The sequence below is a fragment of the Arthrobacter humicola genome, from assembly GCF_022803015.1.
GTDB lineage: Bacteria > Actinomycetota > Actinomycetes > Actinomycetales > Micrococcaceae > Arthrobacter > Arthrobacter humicola_A.
The window spans coordinates 13,645-31,231 of the sequence record NZ_JAFKON010000002.1; the positions used below are offsets into that span (position 1 = coordinate 13,645).

The 17,587-nt window shown below is 68.1% G+C and carries 14 protein-coding genes and 3 pseudogenes; 8 read left to right on the forward strand and 9 right to left on the reverse strand.

All coding sequences use genetic code 11. The features are described from left to right. Window positions 1-16: 16 nt before the first annotated feature. From ARTB_RS05025 to ARTB_RS05035, 3 genes and pseudogenes are all read right to left on the reverse strand, one after another. Window positions 17-3,568 (reverse strand): ATP-binding protein, encoded by a 3,552-nt coding sequence (locus ARTB_RS05025; RefSeq protein WP_243178015.1) that lies wholly within the window; start codon window positions 3,566-3,568, stop codon window positions 17-19. Between the two features lie 200 nt (window positions 3,569-3,768). Continuing rightward, window positions 3,769-4,626: pseudogene (locus ARTB_RS05030) on the reverse strand (DUF4194 domain-containing protein); the annotation flags it as partial. 2 nt (window positions 4,627-4,628) lie between these two features. Beyond that, window positions 4,629-6,101: a DUF3375 family protein gene (locus ARTB_RS05035; protein ID WP_243178016.1), complete on the reverse strand. Its 1,473-nt coding sequence runs from the start codon at window positions 6,099-6,101 to the stop codon at window positions 4,629-4,631. Window positions 6,102-6,265: 164 nt separating this feature from the next. Between ARTB_RS05035 and ARTB_RS05040 the strand changes: the two genes are divergently transcribed. The 4 genes from ARTB_RS05040 (at window position 6,266) to ARTB_RS05055 (ending at window position 10,204) form a co-directional block, all read left to right on the forward strand. Then, window positions 6,266-6,646 carry a PepSY domain-containing protein gene (locus ARTB_RS05040; RefSeq protein ID WP_243178017.1) on the forward strand — a complete coding sequence of 127 codons (381 nt, stop codon included), beginning with the start codon at window positions 6,266-6,268 and terminating at the stop codon, window positions 6,644-6,646. 205 nt (window positions 6,647-6,851) lie between these two features. Beyond that, on the forward strand, window positions 6,852-7,190 hold the full coding sequence (locus tag ARTB_RS05045; protein WP_243178018.1) for a hypothetical protein: 339 nt from the start codon (window positions 6,852-6,854) through the stop codon (window positions 7,188-7,190). Between the two features lie 63 nt (window positions 7,191-7,253). Beyond that, window positions 7,254-9,326 (forward strand): acyl-CoA dehydrogenase family protein, encoded by a 2,073-nt coding sequence (locus tag ARTB_RS05050; RefSeq protein ID WP_439954084.1) that lies wholly within the window; start codon window positions 7,254-7,256, stop codon window positions 9,324-9,326. An 80-nt stretch (window positions 9,327-9,406) separates the two neighbouring features. Further along, on the forward strand, window positions 9,407-10,204 hold the full coding sequence (locus tag ARTB_RS05055; protein ID WP_243178019.1) for a hypothetical protein: 798 nt from the start codon (window positions 9,407-9,409) through the stop codon (window positions 10,202-10,204). Between the two features lie 26 nt (window positions 10,205-10,230). Here the strand turns inward: ARTB_RS05055 and ARTB_RS05060 are convergent, their stop codons facing one another. Then, window positions 10,231-10,647: a YchJ family protein gene (locus ARTB_RS05060; RefSeq protein ID WP_243178380.1), complete on the reverse strand. Its 417-nt coding sequence runs from the start codon at window positions 10,645-10,647 to the stop codon at window positions 10,231-10,233. 291 nt (window positions 10,648-10,938) lie between these two features. Between ARTB_RS05060 and ARTB_RS05065 the strand changes: the two genes are divergently transcribed. From ARTB_RS05065 to ARTB_RS05080, 4 genes are all read left to right on the forward strand, one after another. Beyond that, complete coding sequence (locus ARTB_RS05065; protein WP_243178020.1) at window positions 10,939-11,547, forward strand: hypothetical protein; 609 nt, start codon at window positions 10,939-10,941, stop codon at window positions 11,545-11,547. Between the two features lie 40 nt (window positions 11,548-11,587). After that, window positions 11,588-12,592: an aldo/keto reductase family protein gene (locus ARTB_RS05070; RefSeq protein ID WP_243178021.1), complete on the forward strand. Its 1,005-nt coding sequence runs from the start codon at window positions 11,588-11,590 to the stop codon at window positions 12,590-12,592. A gap of 3 nt (window positions 12,593-12,595) precedes the next feature. Next, on the forward strand, window positions 12,596-13,450 hold the full coding sequence (locus tag ARTB_RS05075) for an SDR family oxidoreductase (protein ID WP_243178022.1): 855 nt from the start codon (window positions 12,596-12,598) through the stop codon (window positions 13,448-13,450). A 162-nt stretch (window positions 13,451-13,612) separates the two neighbouring features. Continuing rightward, window positions 13,613-14,734: a sulfite oxidase gene (locus ARTB_RS05080; protein ID WP_243178023.1), complete on the forward strand. Its 1,122-nt coding sequence runs from the start codon at window positions 13,613-13,615 to the stop codon at window positions 14,732-14,734. A gap of 23 nt (window positions 14,735-14,757) precedes the next feature. On the opposite strand, the gene ARTB_RS05085 is transcribed toward ARTB_RS05080, so the two are convergent. From ARTB_RS05085 to ARTB_RS05105, 5 genes and pseudogenes are all read right to left on the reverse strand, one after another. Next, complete coding sequence (locus tag ARTB_RS05085; RefSeq protein WP_308197226.1) at window positions 14,758-15,735, reverse strand: cytochrome c oxidase assembly protein; 978 nt, start codon at window positions 15,733-15,735, stop codon at window positions 14,758-14,760. Beyond that, window positions 15,718-16,173, reverse strand: a pseudogene (locus ARTB_RS05090) (RpiB/LacA/LacB family sugar-phosphate isomerase); the annotation flags it as partial. The gene ARTB_RS05085 and the pseudogene ARTB_RS05090, both read right to left, overlap by 18 nt. A gap of 14 nt (window positions 16,174-16,187) precedes the next feature. Further along, window positions 16,188-16,460 (reverse strand): DAK2 domain-containing protein, encoded by a 273-nt coding sequence (locus ARTB_RS05095; protein ID WP_243178024.1) that lies wholly within the window; start codon window positions 16,458-16,460, stop codon window positions 16,188-16,190. A 55-nt stretch (window positions 16,461-16,515) separates the two neighbouring features. Further along, window positions 16,516-16,737: pseudogene (locus tag ARTB_RS05100) on the reverse strand (dihydroxyacetone kinase subunit DhaK); the annotation flags it as partial. A gap of 45 nt (window positions 16,738-16,782) precedes the next feature. Further along, window positions 16,783-17,556, reverse strand: a complete 774-nt coding sequence (locus ARTB_RS05105; RefSeq protein ID WP_243178025.1) for an SDR family NAD(P)-dependent oxidoreductase — start codon at window positions 17,554-17,556, stop codon at window positions 16,783-16,785. Between the last annotated feature and the right edge of the window lie 31 nt (window positions 17,557-17,587).

Genomic DNA, 17,587 nt, shown 5'->3' on the forward strand with positions numbered 1-17,587 from the left:
GCAACGAGGGGTGAGGTCAGCGCAGGACGATGTCCACGGGGTTTGCCTCGGAGCGCCAAGTGCCCTCCGTGCCCGGACGTGCGGCAATCACCGGAGCCGTCAGGACGCCGGAACGGTTGGTGCGCTTGTCCCGGAGGATCTCCGTCACCGAGCCGAGGTGCCGGGAGAGGTCGATGACGTTCTCCGGCGCGGCCAGCAGGAGCTGGAAGCCGAACTCATGCAGCGCCTTGATGCCCGCGCCGGCGAATTCCTCCGAGGCGAGCACGAACGCCTCGTCCATCATGACAGTGCCGTACGTGGTGAAGCCCTGCTCGGCGATGCCCAGCTGGTAGCTCAGCGCCGCCGCCATGATGAACGCGGTGAAGCGCTGCCGCTCGCCACCGGACATGGAGCCGGTGTCCGCGTGCATGTAGACCTCGGTCTTCTTCGCGCCCTTCGCCGCCCCCTTGGCACCGGCGCCCTTGGAACCGGCACCCTGGACTTCGCGGTGTTCCTTGCACTGGATGAACAGGTGGCCGCGGACGTCCAGCACTTCGGCCCGCCAACGGCGGTCCTCCGGGGTCTGCGAGCCGAGCCGCTTCACGAGCGTTTCGAGCGACTTGTAGCGGGTGGTGAGCTCGGCGTCGTCGTCCCCCTCCGCCCTGGACGCAGCGGCGGACGTAGCGGCGGACGCAGCAGCGGACGCTGCAGTAACCGCCTTGCCGGGCCGGGTGTGCCGGACCTTGAGCGCGTTCTGGATGGCGTCCTTGAACTGCTTCGCCGTCGCCGGCAGCGTCTGCTTGATGTCGAGTTCCAGGAAGCTGCCCTCGTGGAAGTTGACCTCGGACAGGATCCCGTTCAGCGGCAGGATGCGGCTCGTGATGGCACGGCGCTCCTCGTCGAGCAGGTGCAGCAGGGTGGAAAAGGATTCGTGCGTCCGCTGGTTGAAGAACTGCCGGAACTCGGCCTCCTGGGCGGGCAGCCCGTCGCTGACAATCGCGTGGTAGCGGGATTCGAACTCCCCCGCGGCGCCGATCGAGGTGCCGTGGTCCGCGGAAATCGCCGTGCCCCACTCCCGGACGAAGCCCTCGAAAATGCGGGTGAGGCGCTCCGAGGTGGCCTGCCCGCGGGACTCGGCGACGTGCAGTTCGGCCAGGAGCCTGGTGCGGACCTGGTTGGCGAGGTTGTCGAGTTCGTGCATCTCCAGGACGTCACCGAAGCCGGTGAAGTACGGTTCCAGTGCGGCGACGCCGGCGTCCGACGGCGGTGTCTGCGCCAGCCGGGTGCGTGCGGCATCGAGCAGCGCACCAGCGGCGGTCATGCGCGCATCGAGGGCCTTGTACTCGCTTTGCAGCACGGCCGCGGATTCGGTGCTGGACTGGTGCTTGTGCCGCGCGGCTTCGATGCTGGCGCGGAGCGGTTCGAGGTCGGCCTGTGCGGCGAGGGCGTCCTTGAGGCGCTGCTCGATCCGGGCGAGCTCCTCGCCGGCCACGGCGGCCGAGACCTGTTCCCAGGGCCGGTGGTCCTCGGCCACCCGGCGCAAGGCTTCAAGCTGCCGGGTCATGCCCTGGTGCGACTCTTCCCGGCTTTGCGCCAGCTCGGCGGCCTTGGCCAGCTCCTGCTGCAGGTCCTCAACCTGGGCCGCCACGAGTTCGAGCTTGGCGGCATTGTCGAACCCGAGGACGTAGTCCTGGCGGGACGTGAAGCGGTCATCCTTTTCCACCGTGTGGCGGTTGCGCTTGACCACACCGCCCAGGCTCAGGCCCTTGTCCAGGCCGGCGAGCTCGTCCGGGTTTTCCACACACGGGTAGGCGAAGTCGAGGGCAATCCGTTCGCGGAGCCAGGCGCTGGACTGCGCAAGCGCCTGGGCGTGTGGCCCGGCGGGCAGCCCGGCATCGGTGAGGAAACTGAGCTTGGTCAGCAGGTCGCGATCGGCCACGTCCTCGACGGCCAGCGCACCGCCGGCCAGGGGCCGGGAGACGTCCACGGCACGCAGCGCTCCGCGCACGGAATGGTCGTTGAGGTAACGGGTGACTGCCGCGAAGTGCTCGCCCGGGACCAGCAGCGTGGTGGCCAGGCTCCGCAGCGCGCGCTCGGCAGCCGGGCGCCACTGTTCCTGGCCCTCGGCAAGGTCGATCAGCTCGCCGCCGAAGGGCATCTGCTCCTCGGGCACGCCCGCGGCAGCGGCAATGGCGCTCCGGTTTTCAATGCTCGACGGCGGCAGCAACGATTTGCGCGTCTTCAGCGAGACGAGCTCCTGCTGGGCCGCGGCGAGTTCGCGCTTCCGGGTGGCGTGGCCATCAAAGGCCTCGAAGCGCAGTTCCTTGAGCGCTTCGGAATCGTCCTGGAGCTCAGCCGAGCGTGCCGCGGCGTGCTCGTGGGCCTGATCCCAGCCGGCGGCCGACCACTGCAGTTCCAGCCCGGCGTCGGTCAGCGCCTTGCGGGTCGATGCCTCGACTTCCTGCCGGAGCTTGAGCCCCACCCGGGCGTTCTCCAGAGACTGCTCGATCGCGGATATCGCGTTGCCGCCCTGGTTGTTGTACTCGCCCTCCAGCTGGCGCAGTTCCTTGGCGAAGCCGTCACGGACAGCGCGTTCGGCGGCCAGGTCCGTGGCCTTCGCCTGGGCCAGCTCCTTCAGCCGCGCCAGGGTCTTCTCGTGCACTGTGACCGCGAGCTGCTGCTTGTAGGCCTCGAATTCCTCACCTGTTAGGTCCCGCAGCCGGTTCGCGTCCAGCAGCGCCTGCGCGTATTCCTTGTTCAGCCCGGGGACGGGAGCCAGCTGGTCGCGCTGCTGCCGGACGTCCTCGAGACGCTGCCGGATGGACATGAGGTTGCTGAATTCCTCGACCACGTCATCCGCCGCGGCCAGCGTGGCAGGGGCATCGAGGACCTGGTCGCGGAAGAAGGTGTTGACGCTGCCGCCGAGTCCCTTGCCGGCCTGGATGACGCGCAGCAGCGGAAGGGCCTGATCCGAGTTGATGCCGAGGAGGCGGCGGAATCGTTCGGCGAAGGCCTTGTGGACGTCGAAGATCTGGGCGTCCTGGAAGATCGCGTCCAGCGCCGACTTGGTGAACCGCTTCTCCGCGATGCCCTCGATCGCCGCGAGGTCCAGCGGCTTGTTATCGATCACGTAGTACCGGCCGACGCTGGATTCCGTGCCGTTCTTGGGCAGGTCGAAAAGCGCCGAGACCGTCACCCGCGTGCCGGCGGCGTTGTCGAACGTCAGCGCGACGGCGGACCAGGTCGCGCCGGGGCGCTGAAACGCACTCGCCGAGCCCTCCCCCACGGCCTTGTCGCCTACCTTGCCGCGCATGTACGTGAACGTGGTGCGCTTGTCCTCGACGGCGCCGCCTGCCCGCTGTGCCGCAGCTTCGTTGGAGCGCGGACGGGCATCGAAGACCCGAAGCATGGCATCGAACAGCGTGGACTTTCCGACGCCCGAATTGCCGGTCAGCAGTGTGCCGTTGCGGTCCACGTGCATCGTGTGGGCGCCATGGAATGTGCCCCAGTTGACCACCTGGACCAGGGCCAGGCGCATCTGGCCGGGGTTGGTAAGCTCGCCCATCGGGAGCATGGTTGCGATGCTCACTTGGTCTCCTCGGCTTCTTCAGTGTGGCTGGGTGACGACGACGGCGATGCCGCCCCTGCCCCTGCGCCGCGCAGCTGATCTTCGATCAGCTCAGCGCGCGGCTCCGACAGGCCCGATGCCACTCCCGGGGCGGCATCGCCGTCGTCGTCGCTGTTCAGGTCACCTTTGGCGTCCGTAGCGGTTGCTGCGCCGGTGTCATCATCACCTTCGGTGGCGGCGTCGGCGTCGTCGTCCGGGTCTTCCTCCGCGTTTGCCGAGGTGTCTGTGTCGAGCTCCAGGAGCGGCTCCGTTCCCGACTGGTCTGTGCTGGCTGCCACCAGGGCTTCGATTTGGGCCGGGATGTCGCCGATGTTTTCGAACGGCAGGGCCAGCGGGAGGGCGTTGGAGATGGTGTAGACCTCGTCCAGGCCCGTGGCGAGCAGGAGCTGACGGGCCAGGAGCTTGGTGATAGCGCGATTGACGACGTCGGCATCGCGCAGGGCGTCCTGCTGGCCGGTGGGCTGGTAGTGGGCGACGAGTTCGGCGATTTCCTCGCGCGTGATCGTCGGGTCCGTCTGTGCGGTGACGTGCCGGTCCAGGAGCAGGCGCAGGCGGAGCAGGACGATGGTCTCGACCCGGCTCAGGGCACGCTGCTGGCGCAGGATACTGGACCGCGTACTGCCGCCGATCGCCTCGGGGTCAACCGGGCGCAGGACGGCGACCTTGCGCTCGTGGTCCAGTTGCAGCGTCAGGAAGAGTTCGGAGAGGCGGCTGCGCAGGATCAGCTGGTTGTCCAGGAGCGTGGTCCACAGTTTTTCGTCGCGGCCGCCGTCGATGTAGGGGCCTTTGAGCAGCTTCACGAGCGCCTGCCGCACCTTCATGGGCAGCACGCCGGTGTCGCCCGGGAAGAGCGCGGCGCCGTCGACGAAGGTGTCCCGGGGGGTGACGGTGAAGGGGTCGCTCCGGACGTGGGCGCCATCGCTGTCCGCGGGCGCAGACTCGGACGCGGACAGCAGGTCCGCCGCCGCGGTCTCGGTCAGGGTCTCGGTCAGGGTCTCGGTCACAGTCTCTTCAGTCATGGTCAATCCTTCGCGAGCGTGACGACGGGCAGGTAGGCGGTGCGGGTGGTGCCGTCGATTTGTTCGAATTCGATTGGTCCCCAGGTCCCCCGGTCGAAGCCGGCGCCTTCGTGGAGGGTCTGCGACAACAGGGCCCGGATGGAGTTGATGTGGCGTTCCTCTGCCGGCAGCTGCGCCCAGGCCTCGGTGAGGGTTGAGGCCCCCGCGAGCGCGGCGCGGATGGCCTCCGGCTTGGCCTTGGCGGTCCGGGGCGAGCGCGCCCGGTCCGAGTCGGAGAACGCGATGGGGTCGGCCAGCTTGGGTGGAGCCGCGAATTCGTCAGGGTCGAAGAGCTTGACCATGGCCAGGGACTCGAAACCGGCGCTGAACAGCACCGGGCCGCGGACAAGGCCGGGCCGTTCGCGCTCGTACGGCAGGGTGCGGATCGCCTGCTCAGCCTCGCGCAGGACCTTCCGGAGCCGGACCGACTGCCGGAAGTCGTCACTTTGGACGTAGGTGTTGAGGCTCTCGCTGAGCTTGCCGTAGATCCGCTGGATCTGGCTGTGCTGGGTGCGGAGTTCGGCCACAAGGTTCTTGAGCGTCTCGCGTTCATCGTGGCTGAGCTCGTCCGCGAACTGCCGGCTCAGGACTTCGCCGATCGCCGACCGGAAGCGCAGCTGCTGTTGCGGGTCCTCCAGGAACGCGGTGAAGGAGCGGAACGTCCGGCCTTCGGGGCTCTGCCGCAGCCGCTTGTCGGCCTCGAGCACCTGGGCCATGGTGGCGCCCTTGCTGAGCGATTCCTCGATGATCTGGTTGCGCAGCTCCCCCACGAGCTCTTCGATCCGGTCACGCATCTTCTTGTAGTCTGCGGGCAGGCTGGCCGCGAGATCGAGGATGTTGCCTGCCGCCTCCACGGCCTCGTCGTCGTCGAGCAGCCCGTCGAAATCGCCGGAGCTGATGTCTTCCATCAGCTGGCGGCGCTCGTCGATCTCCTCCTCGAGGGATTCAATGCGAGCGCTCTGGTCCGGGTTGGTCTCGTTGGCGAGCTTCTCGACGTCGCCCAGCAGTGTGCCGAGCCGGGAGCCGTTCAGCGTGGACCGCTCACTGGAGAGGCTGTCCAGGAAAGCCAGGACGCGGGCAGCAGGCTCCGTGACTTCGTAAACGATCTGGCCCGACTGGTTCCGGCGGGTCAGGAAGTTCTTGCGGGTCCATTCGTCCGCGTATTTCTTTCCGGAAAGTGTGCCGTTGGCCGAGCCACTGTGCTGCTCTCCCGTGCCGGGGGCCTGCCGGCGGAGCTGCTCGAGGAAGGCGTCGACGTCGGCGTGGAACTGTTCCAGCGGCAGCTGCGCGCGCGTGCGGGTGAAGGAGGCCTGGAGCACGGCGATCACCCAAGGCGCCGAACGCGTCAGCGCCCAGGCAGGTCCCTTGGTAAGGAGCTCAAGGTCCCGGAGCCGGGTGCTGATGGCGTCGGCTGATGACACGGCGGAACGGGACACGCGCTCTCCTTCGGCTGCCAGGGGATGGTTTGGGGTGGCGTTGCGGGGCAGCGGATTCGAAAAACTGCCAGCTACAAGGTTAACGCAGGGCCCCGTCCGCATTTATCGTTGTCTGCTCCCCTATGTCGGCGCACACTGGAATGACCAGCCGAAGGGAGACGGTCATGCGCAAGAGAACGATCTGGATCACGGGGGCGGCCTCTGCAGCGGTGGTGCTGGGGGGAGCGTCAATTGCGGTCGGGGCCACCCAGGCCAGGGATGTCTGGTCCGGAAGTGCGGGCGCCCTCACCGCCAGGATCGGGAACTTTGAGATCGGTGACGATTCCGATGGACCGGCGCTCAGTGACGCCGACCGTGCCATGGCAACACAGGCTGCGTTGGCGAAGGTGGGCCAGGGCAGCGTCACCGAAGTGGAGCGGGATGACGACTCCGGCGCGGCCTACGAGGTCGAGGTACGCCTAAACGACGGGTCCCAGGTCGAAGTCGCCCTCGGCGCGGACTTCCAGGTCATGAGCCAGAGCGCCCCTGAACACGATGAAGACTGACACCGGGCAGCCTCCCGGCACTGGCAAGCGGTGCGACCCCCGCGATCGGCGAGGGTGCCGCAACACCGCCGTGACCTACGCCCCGGTAGCATTTCGATCCCGTATCAAGAGGCCGCCAATGTCCAAAGGACCCTAGTTCAGCACGCCCACGGCACCCTACGCTCGGGCTACTGGTTCAACCGGAGCAAATGGTGCAGGGGGAAGAATGCAGTTCGACCTAAGCGCAGTGGAAACCGGCACGATGGTGGTCATTGGAACCCTCGTGTTTGCCGTGATGATCGGCGCCTTCATGATGGTGTCCGCGTTCGCGGCCATGGTATTGGTCGGTGTCGGCCGGCTCGCCTGGTACCTCGTGGCCGGCGCGCTGGTGGGCCTGGTCCAGGGCATCAACCACAGTTGGGACCGGCTGGTCCACCACGCCTCAACGGTGGAGATGCCCGCCGATTTCCAGGTCGACTTCGGCACGGACTTCCGGTCCGACTTTCCGGGCCAGGCCTCCCCTAGCACAGGCACTTACCCGCGAGTAGTATTGCGGGACAGCTGAAGGGTCCTCCACCCGCGGCGGATCCAGGGCTCAAGCCGGTCACCCGGTTAGAGGAGATGCCCCGTGAGCTCCGCCATCGAAGACCCCGCCACCACACCCGGTACTCCAGCGTCAGATTCTCCAACATCAGGCATTCCGATTCCGGCGGCCGCCGGGGCCCCTGAGCACGTCGGCCCCGACGCGACGGCCGCCGACGCCCGCGCCATTGCCGAGGCCGCCCGCGAAACCAGCTGGACCCAGCCCAGCTTCGCGAAGGGCCTTTACCTCGGCAGCTTCGATTTGTCGCTGATTCACCCGTGGCCCGAGGCTCCCGCCGACGACGTCGAACGCGGCGAGGCGTTCATGGCCCGGCTGGCCGCCTACTGCCGCACGATGTCCGGGCGCACCATCGAACGCGACGACCGGATCCCGGACGACTATCTCAAGGGGCTCGCGGAGCTCGGTGTATTCGGAATGAAGATTCCCCGCGAATACGGCGGTCTGGGCCTCACGCTCGTGTATTACGGCCGCGCCCTGGCCCTGCTGGGCTCGGTGCACCCAAGCCTCGGCGCCCTGCTCTCCGCGCACCAGTCGATCGGCGTCCCGGAGCCCGTCAAGGTCTTTGGCACTCCGGCCCAGAAGCGTGAATACCTGCCCCGCTGCGCCGCCGGCGCCGTCACCGCTTTCCTGCTCACCGAGCCCGACGTCGGCAGCGACCCCGCCCGGATGGGCAGCACGGCCGTCCTCTCCGACGACGGCGACTCGTACCTCCTGGACGGCGTCAAGCTCTGGACCACCAACGGTGTTATCGCCGAGCTCGTCGTGGTCATGGCCCTCGTGCCGCCGCACACCGATGCGGACGGGACCGCCAATAAAGGCGGCATCAGCGCGTTCGTGGTCGAAATGGACACCCCCGGCATTACCGTGGAAAACCGCAACACCTTCATGGGGCTCCGCGGGATCGAAAACGGCGTCACCCGCTTCCACCAGGTCAGGGTCCCGGCCGCCAACCGGCTGGGCCGGGAAGGCCAGGGCCTGAAGATCGCCCTCACCACGCTGAACACGGGCCGGCTCTCCATCCCCGCGCTGTGCGTCGCCACCGGCCGGTGGAGCCTGAAGATCGCCCGCGAATGGTCCGACGCCCGCACCCAGTGGGGCCGGCCGATCGGCCAGCATGAGGCAGTGGGCAAGAAAATCGCCTTCATCGCCGCCAGCGCCTTCGCCCTGGACGCCGTGTTTGAACTCTCCGCGGAAATGGCCGACGCCGGGCAGAAAGACATCCGGATCGAGGCGGCCCTGGCCAAGCTGTGGTCCACGGAGATCAGCTGCCTCATCGCGGACGAGCTCGTGCAGATCCGCGGCGGCCGGGGCTTTGAAACGGCGGACTCCCTCGAAGCCCGCGGCGAGCGCGCCGTCGCCGCGGAACAGCAGCTCCGCGACATGAGAATCAACCGGATCTTCGAGGGATCCTCAGAAATCATGAGGCTGCTGATCGCCCGTGAAGCCGTGGACGCGCACCTGGCGGCCGCGGGAGACCTCGCCTCGGAGGACGCCCGCCTCTCCGACAAGGCGAAGGCCGCCGTCGGAGCCTCCGGCTTCTACGCGAAGTGGCTGCCCAAACTCGTGGCCGGCGCCGGCATGGACCCGCGCTCCTACAGCGACTTCGGCCGGCTCGCGAAACAGCTGCGCTACGTGGAGCGTTCCTCCCGGCGCCTGGCCCGGCAGACCTTCTACGGGATGGGCCGGTGGCAGGCCAAACTTGAGCACAAGCAGGCGTTCCTGGGCCGGATCGTGGACATCGGTGCGGAGCTGTTTGCCATGGCCGCCTGCTGTTCGCGCGCCGAGATGCTGCTGCGGACGCAGCCGGAACGCGGCGCCTCCGCGTACGAACTCGCCGAGGCGTACTGCGAACAGGCCCGCGTTCGCGTTGACGAATATTTCGACCGGCTGTGGCGGAACACCGATGACGCCGACCATGCCCTGGCCCGCAAGACACTGGCCGGGGACTACACCTGGCTGGAGGCCGGGATCCTCGACCAGTCCGAAGGGACCGGTCCGTGGATCGCGGACGCCAGCCTGCGTGCCTCCGTCCGGGAGGACCTGCACCGCAAGTACCGCCGACGGGCCGCCGCCACGGATAGTAAGCATCCTTGCTAACCGGATTCCGCCGTGGTTAGGTTGACGCCAGACCGGCACCTCCAGGGTGCCCGGTCATTCAGCGAAAGTGAGCAGCCCTCATGAGCAGCACCGCAGGCCCCGACGACAAGACAACACGCCACGCCGCGCAGGACGACGCCACAACCCGTCCGGTGACAGCAGTCCGCCACGACGACCCCGTCCGCGACGCACCGGTCCGCGAGACTGTCCACGACACTGTCGTGGAAGAGATCCCCACGCGCGAGACGGTAGTGGCCCGCGAGAAGGAACAGTTCGGCGGCATCAAGGTCGGCTCGGCATTCTTCGGCTGGCTGACGGCCACGGGTACGGCCGTGCTGCTCACCGCGCTGGTCGCTGCCGGCGGTACCGCCGTCGGACTGGCCACCAACACCGATGTGAACGACGCCGTCGACCAGGCCTCCAGCAACCAGACGGTCGGGCTGACCGGCATCATCGTGCTGCTCGTGATCCTCCTGGTCGCCTACTACTGCGGCGGATACGTCGCCGGGCGGATGGCCCGCTTCAACGGCGCCAAGCAGGGCTTCATGGTCTGGATCTGGGCCCTGATCGCCGCGATCGTCGTCGCCGTGCTGGGCCTGGTCGCCGGGCAGCGCTTCAACATCCTGGCCAACCTGAACAGCTTCCCGCGGATCCCGATCAACGAGGGCGAATTGAACACCCTGAGCATCATCGCGGCGATCGTCGTGGCCGCGGTGGCTTTGGTGGGCGCAGTGCTGGGCGGCCTCGCGGGAATGCGTTTCCACCGCAGGGTGGACCGGGCCGGCTTCAGCCCGGCAGCAACGGTTGAGAACCAGACCGTCAGGGACAACTCAGCCGGAGAGAACTCAGCACGGGACAACTCAGCCGGGCGCCCCTAGCCGCGACGGCGTCAGCTCCGGAGGCCTCAGCCGGCAACGACGCCATCTACGTAGTACCAGCGCCGGTCCACCCGCACAAAGCGGCTGCTTTCGCGGTGCAGGCCCCGTTCGCCCTCGTGCCGGTAGTGGGCCACGAATTCCACAGTGCCTTCGCTGTCCAGCGGGCCGCCGCGGCTGGTGGAGAGGATGTCCAGTCGTCGCCACTGCATGCCGGAGTCAAACTCCAGCTCAGCGGGCCGAGTGTCCGGGTGCCAGGTCCGGAGCAGGTACCCCGCGTCCCGGACCACGAAGGCGCTGTACCGGGAGCGCATGAGCTGCTCCGCCGTAGGCGCCTCGGCGTCCCCGCGATGGAACCGGCCGCAGCAGTGCACATACGCCTCGCCCGACAGGCACGGGCAGTTCCCCTCATACGACGCGGAATATGCCGCTTCCGGAATACTCACGGACCGGTCCGTGCCGGATGCTCCGGCGGGCTCGGAATCGGCTGCTGCGGCGTGCGTCATAAGATGTCCTTCCGGCGGGCCGGACGACGCCGGCGAGGCTGTCTCCGACTATAGACGCCCGGCCGGCGGGGCCCGTGCCCCGCCCCGCGGATAACGGCTTTGACACATATTCGCCACGACTGCCGCGGGCGGCACGGGGCCAGCGAAAAGTACGTATTGTTAAGGGGGCTCCTGCCCGCTGCGTGCTTGCGGCAGGGACCACGCTGAAGCAGGCCGGCAAGGAGAGGTGACATGGAAGATCCAACGACCATTGCGCTGAACCTGACTTTTTTCGGGACCCTCGGCGTGGCGTTCTTCATGTTCCTCGGCCTCTTCCTGGTCTTCGCCGCCACCCTCGTGCTCGCAGGGATCGGCCGGCTGGCGGCAGTCGTTGTCCTGGCCGTCGCCGGGCTCGTTCGCGGAACCCCGGTATCACGGGAAAATGGGGCTGCGGAAGAGCCGGCGCCGCACCGGCCGGCCAAGGCCGTGAAGCCCGCACGCCCCGCCCGGAATGCAGCCAAAAAGGAACCCGCGCTGTCCCCGGAGTGGGCGGCCGCCGTGGCCCGGGCAGATGCCCGCGCCGCCGCGAGGGCCAGGGCCGAGGCCGGACCCGCCGTCCGGGTCACCGTCCGGGACCTGCCCGACCCCCTGGCACCGGCACAGGACATCACGGAAGTCTCTGCCCTCGTGCAGTCGGCCACAGACACCAATGGAACACTTGGCGCCGTCCCGCGGGCGTTCAAAAAGCCGCCCATGCCCGCAGCGAAGTCCCTGCTGGACACCGGATCGCTCGTGGCGCTGCGTGGCACTCCGCCGGCCGGGAAGGCCAAACAGCCGCTCCAGGAACGCAAGGCCGGCTGAGCCCTTACCCCGGGCAGGCAAGTCCGCTACGTTGGAACCCATGGAATTCAGATACCTCGGGAACAGCGGCTTCAAGATTTCAGAAATCACGTTTGGCAACTGGCTGACCCATGGCTCCCAAGTGGAGAACGACGTCGCCACCCAGTGCGTCCGGGCCGCGCTCGACGCCGGTATCAGCACCTTCGACACGGCCGACGTGTACGCCAACACAGCGGCGGAGACGGTCCTCGGAGCAGCCTTGAAGGACGAGCGCCGCGAATCGCTGGAAATCTTCACGAAGGTCTTCGGCCCCACCGGGCCCAAGGGCCACAACGATCTTGGCCTGTCCCGCAAGCACATCATGGAATCCATCAACGGCTCCCTCACCCGGCTGCAGACCGACTACGTGGACCTCTACCAGGCACACCGCTACGACTACGAGACGCCGCTGGAAGAGACCATGCAGGCCTTCGCGGACATCGTGCGGCAGGGCAAGGCCCTGTACATCGGGGTCAGCGAGTGGACGGCCAACCAGATCCGCGACGGCCATGCCCTCGCCAAGGAACTGGGCTTCCAACTGATCTCCAACCAGCCTCAGTACTCCATGCTGTGGAGGGTGATTGAGGCCGAGGTGATTCCGGCGTCGGTAGAACTGGGCCTGTCCCAGATTGTCTGGTCCCCGATTGCCCAGGGCGTGCTGAGCGGCAAGTACCACCCCGGCAAGCCTGCCCCTGAGGGCAGCCGCGCCACGGACTCCAAGGGCGGCTCGCGGATGATCGAGCGCTGGATGTCCGACGAGGTCCTCACCGGCGTCCAGCAGCTCAAGCCGATCGCGGAGGAGGCTGGGCTGACCATGGCACAGCTCAGCATCGCCTGGGTGCTGCAGAACAAGAACGTGGCCTCCGCGATCATGGGCGCGTCCCGGCCGGAGCAGATCGAGAAGAACGTCGCGGCAGCCGGCGTGAAGCTGGACCCGGTGATCATGGACAAGATCGACGCCGTCATCGGCTCACTGGCCGAACGCGACCCCGCGCAGACCAAGTCCCCCGCCTCCCGCGAGGCCTAGGCCATGACCAACGCTCCCGAGCTTGCCGTCACCGGGTCCACCGGCCAGCTGGGCGCCCTGGTGGCCAGGCAGCTGTCCCAGGCCGGCAGCCAGCAACGGCTCCTGGTGCGGGACGCCGCCCGGGCACCTGAGCTCGAAGGCGCCGTCCCCTTCGTCACCACCTACGCCGAGCCGGAGCGGACGAAGACGGCGCTTTCCGGGGCGAAAACGTTGTTCATGGTCTCCGCAGCCGAGGCCGAGGACCGGCTGCAGCAGCACTATGCCTTCGTCGATGCCGCGGCCGCAGCGGGCGTCCAGCACATCGTGTACACCTCGTTCTTCGGCGCGGCGCCGGACTCCACGTTCACGCTGGGCCGGGACCACTTCGCGACGGAGGAGCGCATCAAGGCCTCCGGCATGGACTACACGTTCCTGCGGGACAACTTCTACCTGGACTTCCTGCCGCTGCTGGCCGGCGAGGACGGCGTGATCCGCGGCCCCGCCGGAGACGGCGTCATGGCTGCCGTGGCGCGGTCAGACATTGCCCGATCGGCCGTCACCGTGCTGCGGGACCCGTCCCTGCATGTGGGACGGACCTATGACCTGACCGGCCCGGAAGACATCTCGCTGGCCCGCGCCGCCGAACTCCTGACCGCCGGAACCGACCGGGCCATCACCTTCCACAACGAGACCCTGGCGGAGGCCTACGGGTCCCGCGCCTCCTACGGCGCCCCGCCATGGCAGGTGGACGCCTGGGTGAGCACCTACACGGCCATCGCCGCCGGCGAACTCGCCGGTCCGACGTCGGCGGTGCATGAGCTGACGGGCCGGGAACCGCTGAGCCTGGCGCAGTTCCTGGCCGAGGCGCACACGCTGTAGCCCCTGGACCGGAAGGGGCGGGACCGGTGCGTCCCGGTGTTGACGGTTTCCGGGCTGCGGCGTAGACCTGAGACCAGGTGATACCTACTAAACCGGCGGGTCCTTCACAGGACCGGGACCGGGCTGGTCCGGAAAGAATCGCGGCATGCCATGCCAAAGCAAATGTCCAGACACTCTTCTGTCCTGAAGAGTCCGCGCCGGCAGGCCGGACAACCCCGGGCGCATCCCGGCGAACCGAGCCACGGCCCGCTGACGGCGGAGGAACTCCAGCTCGCCGTGCGGAACCATTCCATGCCGCTCGAGGCCCTGCGGAGCGACACCACACCGCCCGGACTGCACTACGTACTCACGCACTTCGACATCCCGTTCATCGACGCCGAGCACTGGCATCTGTGGATCGGCGGCGCCGTGCAGCGGTCCTTCGAACTGAGCCTGCGGGCCTTGCTCCGGGCACCGAGCATCACCCTCCCGGTCACCCTGGAGTGCGCCGGCAACGGCCGGTCCCTCCTGCGGCCCCGCCCGCTGAGCCAGCCGTGGGTACTCGAGGGAGTCGGGACCGCCGTGTGGACCGGTGTCCCGCTCGCCTACCTGCTGACGCGGGCCGGAGTGGAGGACGACGCCGTGGAGGTGGTCTTCACCGGGGCCGACGCCGGCAGCCAGGGCGGCGTCGCCCAGCAGTACGCGCGCAGCCTGCCGATCGAGGAGGCCCTGCGTCCCGACGTCGTGCTCGCCTACCGGATGAACGGCGCGGACCTGCCGCCGCAGCACGGCTATCCGCTCCGGCTTGTGGTGCCCGGCTGGTACGGCATGGCGAGCGTGAAGTGGCTGACCTCGATCAAGGTTCTGACCAAGCCCTATGACGGTTTCCAGCAGGCGGTGGCGTACCGCTACCAGCATGATGCCGAGGATCCCGGAACCCCGGTCACCTGGATCAAGGTCCGCTCGCTCATGGTGCCCCCGGGCGTCCCGGATTTCTTCACCCGGAGCCGGATCCTGCCCCCGGGACCGGTGATGCTCACCGGCCGGGCCTGGTCCGGGCAGGGCGCCGTGCAGCGCGTCGACGTCGGAATCGACGGAAAGTGGGCCGCGGCCCATCTGGAGCACCCGGCAGCGCCGTTCGCGTGGTGTGCGTGGTCGATGCCGTGGGTGGCCGATCCGGGCGAACATGAGCTCTCCTGCCGTGCCACGGATGCCAGCGGCGCGGTCCAGCCGCTGGAACCGGAATGGAACTACCAGGGCATGGGCAACAACGTGGTGCAGCGGATCAAGGTCAGCGTGGCATAGCGCCCCACCCGGGGCGCGGGGAGTTAGCGGCCGCGCCGCAGGTGCTCCGCATTCAGTTCATCGAGCTGGGAATCCGTGAGCTCGTCAAAGCCGCGGGCCTCGCGTTTGTCGCTGCGGGAGAAGCGGATGAACATCAGGATGATCAGGGGCAAGTCGACAATTTCGCAGATGAACCACAGGACGTCCCCCGCCAGCTGCTGGTCACGCAGGGCGTTGGGGAACCAGCCCAGCGCAGACGGCGTCGATGCGACGTGATCCAGCACCTGGCCGTTGAGGCGCAGCAGGATCCCGGGCACGGCATCGACCAGCAACTCGATGAAAACAAACACGAACTCCATGATGAAGAACGCGCTGGAGCGGCGGAAGTCCGCGTCCTCGATGATCGGCAGGGCCATCATCATGCCAAGCAGCGGGACCCCGACTGTCAGGAGCGCCTCGGCCCAAGCGGCTGTGCGGAGGGTGTAGAACGCCGGAGTCAGGAAGGTGGAGAAGAGGGCAAGGCCCAGGAGCGGGGCGGCCATGGAGTTGCCGGCCAACCGCACCGCACCGTGGGCGAGCGCCCTGTTCAGCCGGCCGACGCCGCGCGGCGGCAGGGCCGTACGGGCGAGGGAGATGGGTTTTCCCAGGCCGATCAGCAGCGGCACCACGAAGAGCAGCAGGGAAATCTTGAGCGTGAAGGCCCACCGGAGCTGCGCGCTGTAGACGCCAGGGAACCCGCACGTCAGCACTGTCAGGGACCCAAGGCCCAGAAGATAGAACGCCAGCGTCCGCCACACGGGATGGCGGTGCCCGCGCGCCGCCGCGGCCCTCAGGCCCAGCGCATACAGCAACGCCGAGCCGCCGATCAGGGCGGCGGCGGCCCAGTCGATCTGCCAGGCGGTGAGGACTACATCAAGGGGCGGCACGGGCTCATGATAGATACCATTTCTTGGAAGACGCCGGGCCCGTGCCTGGCCGGGCGTCCCGGGGCAGGCCTCAGCATCCTCGTAGCCGGTCAGCACCTTGACCTTGTCCGCCGAGGCGGACGAGGGATCGAAGGTGTAGCCGATCCACTCCCGCGCGTGCCGCCGTGCCAGTTCCAGTCCCACCACGCGCTGGCCCATCGTGAGGACCTGGCAGTCGTTGGAGAGTACGGACCGCTCCACGCTGAAGCAGTCATGGGCGGTCGCGGCCCGGATGCCGTCCACCTTGTTGGCGGCAATGGCGACCCCGATCCCCGTGCCGCAGAACAGGATGGCCCGGTCCGCCTGCCCGTCCCGGATCAATTCGCCCGCGGCGATGCCCACGTACGGGTAGGGCTTGGCGAACTCCTCCGGGGCGTCGCCGCGGTTGACGCCTATATCGATGACCTCGGCCACCCGCGGGTCCGTCCGGAGGTCCGCCAGGATCTGGTCCTTGTAGTCCACTCCGGCTTCGTCCGCACCCACAATGAGCCGGATCCCTGCTCCCGGGCTCACGGGCGTGCCCCTGCAGCCTGCCGCACACCGGCAAGGTGCGGACCGAACACAGTGAACACCATCGCCAGGGACGTGGCTCCGGGGTCGGGTGTGCCCACGCTCTTTTCCGCCAGGGGCCGCGCCCGGCCCTTCAGCGGGCGCAGGGCCGCGGTGGCCTGGGCCGCGGAGGCAGCCTCCCGCGCAGCTTCCGCCCACCCGGCATCCGCCCCGGCCCCTGCGCTGGTGAGCCGGCTGAAGGTCCCGGCAAACGGGACCAGCGCGTCCACCATGGTCTTGTCGCCGAAGACCGTAAAATCACCGGCAATGCCGCGTCATTTTTCCGACTCCGACGGCGGCGCCGTCGGCCAGTCCGGTGCCGATCAGCCCGGCGAAGGCCGGGTAGTGCCCCGAGCCGCCGCCGGCCAGCACGGCCACCTTCGGTTGGCGGGGCCGGTACCGGCGGACGGCGCCGCCGGGCACCTGGCGCACCAGGTTCGCATGGACGTCGCAGAAGCCGGCGGGGGCTTCTTCGGCGAAATCGGACGGGTTGTTAAACATTCTGGTCATCGTGGGCTCTTTCAGCTGCTCGCGGTCTTCTCAACGGCGGGACTGCTAGTGGATGTGGCTTCCGCCGTTGATATCGATGGTGGTCCCGGTGAGGTAGGCGGACTCCTCGGAGGACAGGAAGGTGATGACGGCCGCGATTTCCTCGGTGCTGGCGTTGCGCCCCAGCGGAATTCCGGCGTTGATGGCCGCTTCCTGCTCTTCGGTGCTGCCCACGCGGATATTCGTGTCCACGGCGCCGGGGGTGATGGCGTTGACGGTCACGCCGGTGCTGCCGATTTCGCGGGCCAGGGCCTTAGTGAAGCCCAGGATGGCCGCCTTGGCCGCGGAATAGGGCACCTTGCCGAAGACGCCGCCGCCGCGCTGGGCAGAGACGGAGGACATGTTCACGATCCGGCCCCAGCCGCTGGCGATCATGTCCGGCAGGAAGGCGCGGGTGACAAGGTAGGTTCCCGTCGCGTTCACGGCCATGACCTTGTTCCAGAGCTCCAGGGTGGTCTCGAGGAACGGCACCGGGGAGGTGATGCCGGCGATGTTGGCGAGGGCCCCGACGGCGGGAAGGCTGCCGGAGCGGACTTCGGCGGCCACGGCGTTGTACGCGGCTGTCACGGAGTCCTCGCTGGCGACGTCGACCTCGTAGCCAAAGGCGGGAACGGTGAACTCGTTTCCGATCTCCGCTGCGACCTTGGCGGACTTCTCGCCATCGAGGTCCAGGATCACCACGGCCCAACCCTGGCTGGCGTAGCGGCGTGCGGTGGTGATGCCGATGCCCCGGTCCGAAGTTGCCCCGGTGAGGACGGCGGTGCGCTGGATGGTGCTCATGATGCTCCTTGGGTTGTTCGTTGGTGTGGCA

Bases quoted from the DNA above. Each gene is read 5' to 3' on its own strand.
- ARTB_RS05065 (WP_243178020.1), top strand. From the start codon at position 10,939: ATGGAAGATCCAACGACCATTGCGCTGAACCTGACTTTTTTCGGGACC.
- ARTB_RS05095 (WP_243178024.1), bottom strand. From the start codon at position 16,460: ATGGTGGACGCGCTGGTCCCGTTTGCCGGGACCTTCAGCCGGCTCACC.
- ARTB_RS05040 (WP_243178017.1), top strand. From the start codon at position 6,266: ATGCGCAAGAGAACGATCTGGATCACGGGGGCGGCCTCTGCAGCGGTG.
- ARTB_RS05070 (WP_243178021.1), top strand. From the start codon at position 11,588: ATGGAATTCAGATACCTCGGGAACAGCGGCTTCAAGATTTCAGAAATC.
- ARTB_RS05075 (WP_243178022.1), top strand. From the start codon at position 12,596: ATGACCAACGCTCCCGAGCTTGCCGTCACCGGGTCCACCGGCCAGCTG.
- ARTB_RS05105 (WP_243178025.1), bottom strand. From the start codon at position 17,556: ATGAGCACCATCCAGCGCACCGCCGTCCTCACCGGGGCAACTTCGGAC.
- ARTB_RS05055 (WP_243178019.1), top strand. From the start codon at position 9,407: ATGAGCAGCACCGCAGGCCCCGACGACAAGACAACACGCCACGCCGCG.
- ARTB_RS05080 (WP_243178023.1), top strand. From the start codon at position 13,613: ATGTCCAGACACTCTTCTGTCCTGAAGAGTCCGCGCCGGCAGGCCGGA.
- ARTB_RS05045 (WP_243178018.1), top strand. From the start codon at position 6,852: ATGCAGTTCGACCTAAGCGCAGTGGAAACCGGCACGATGGTGGTCATT.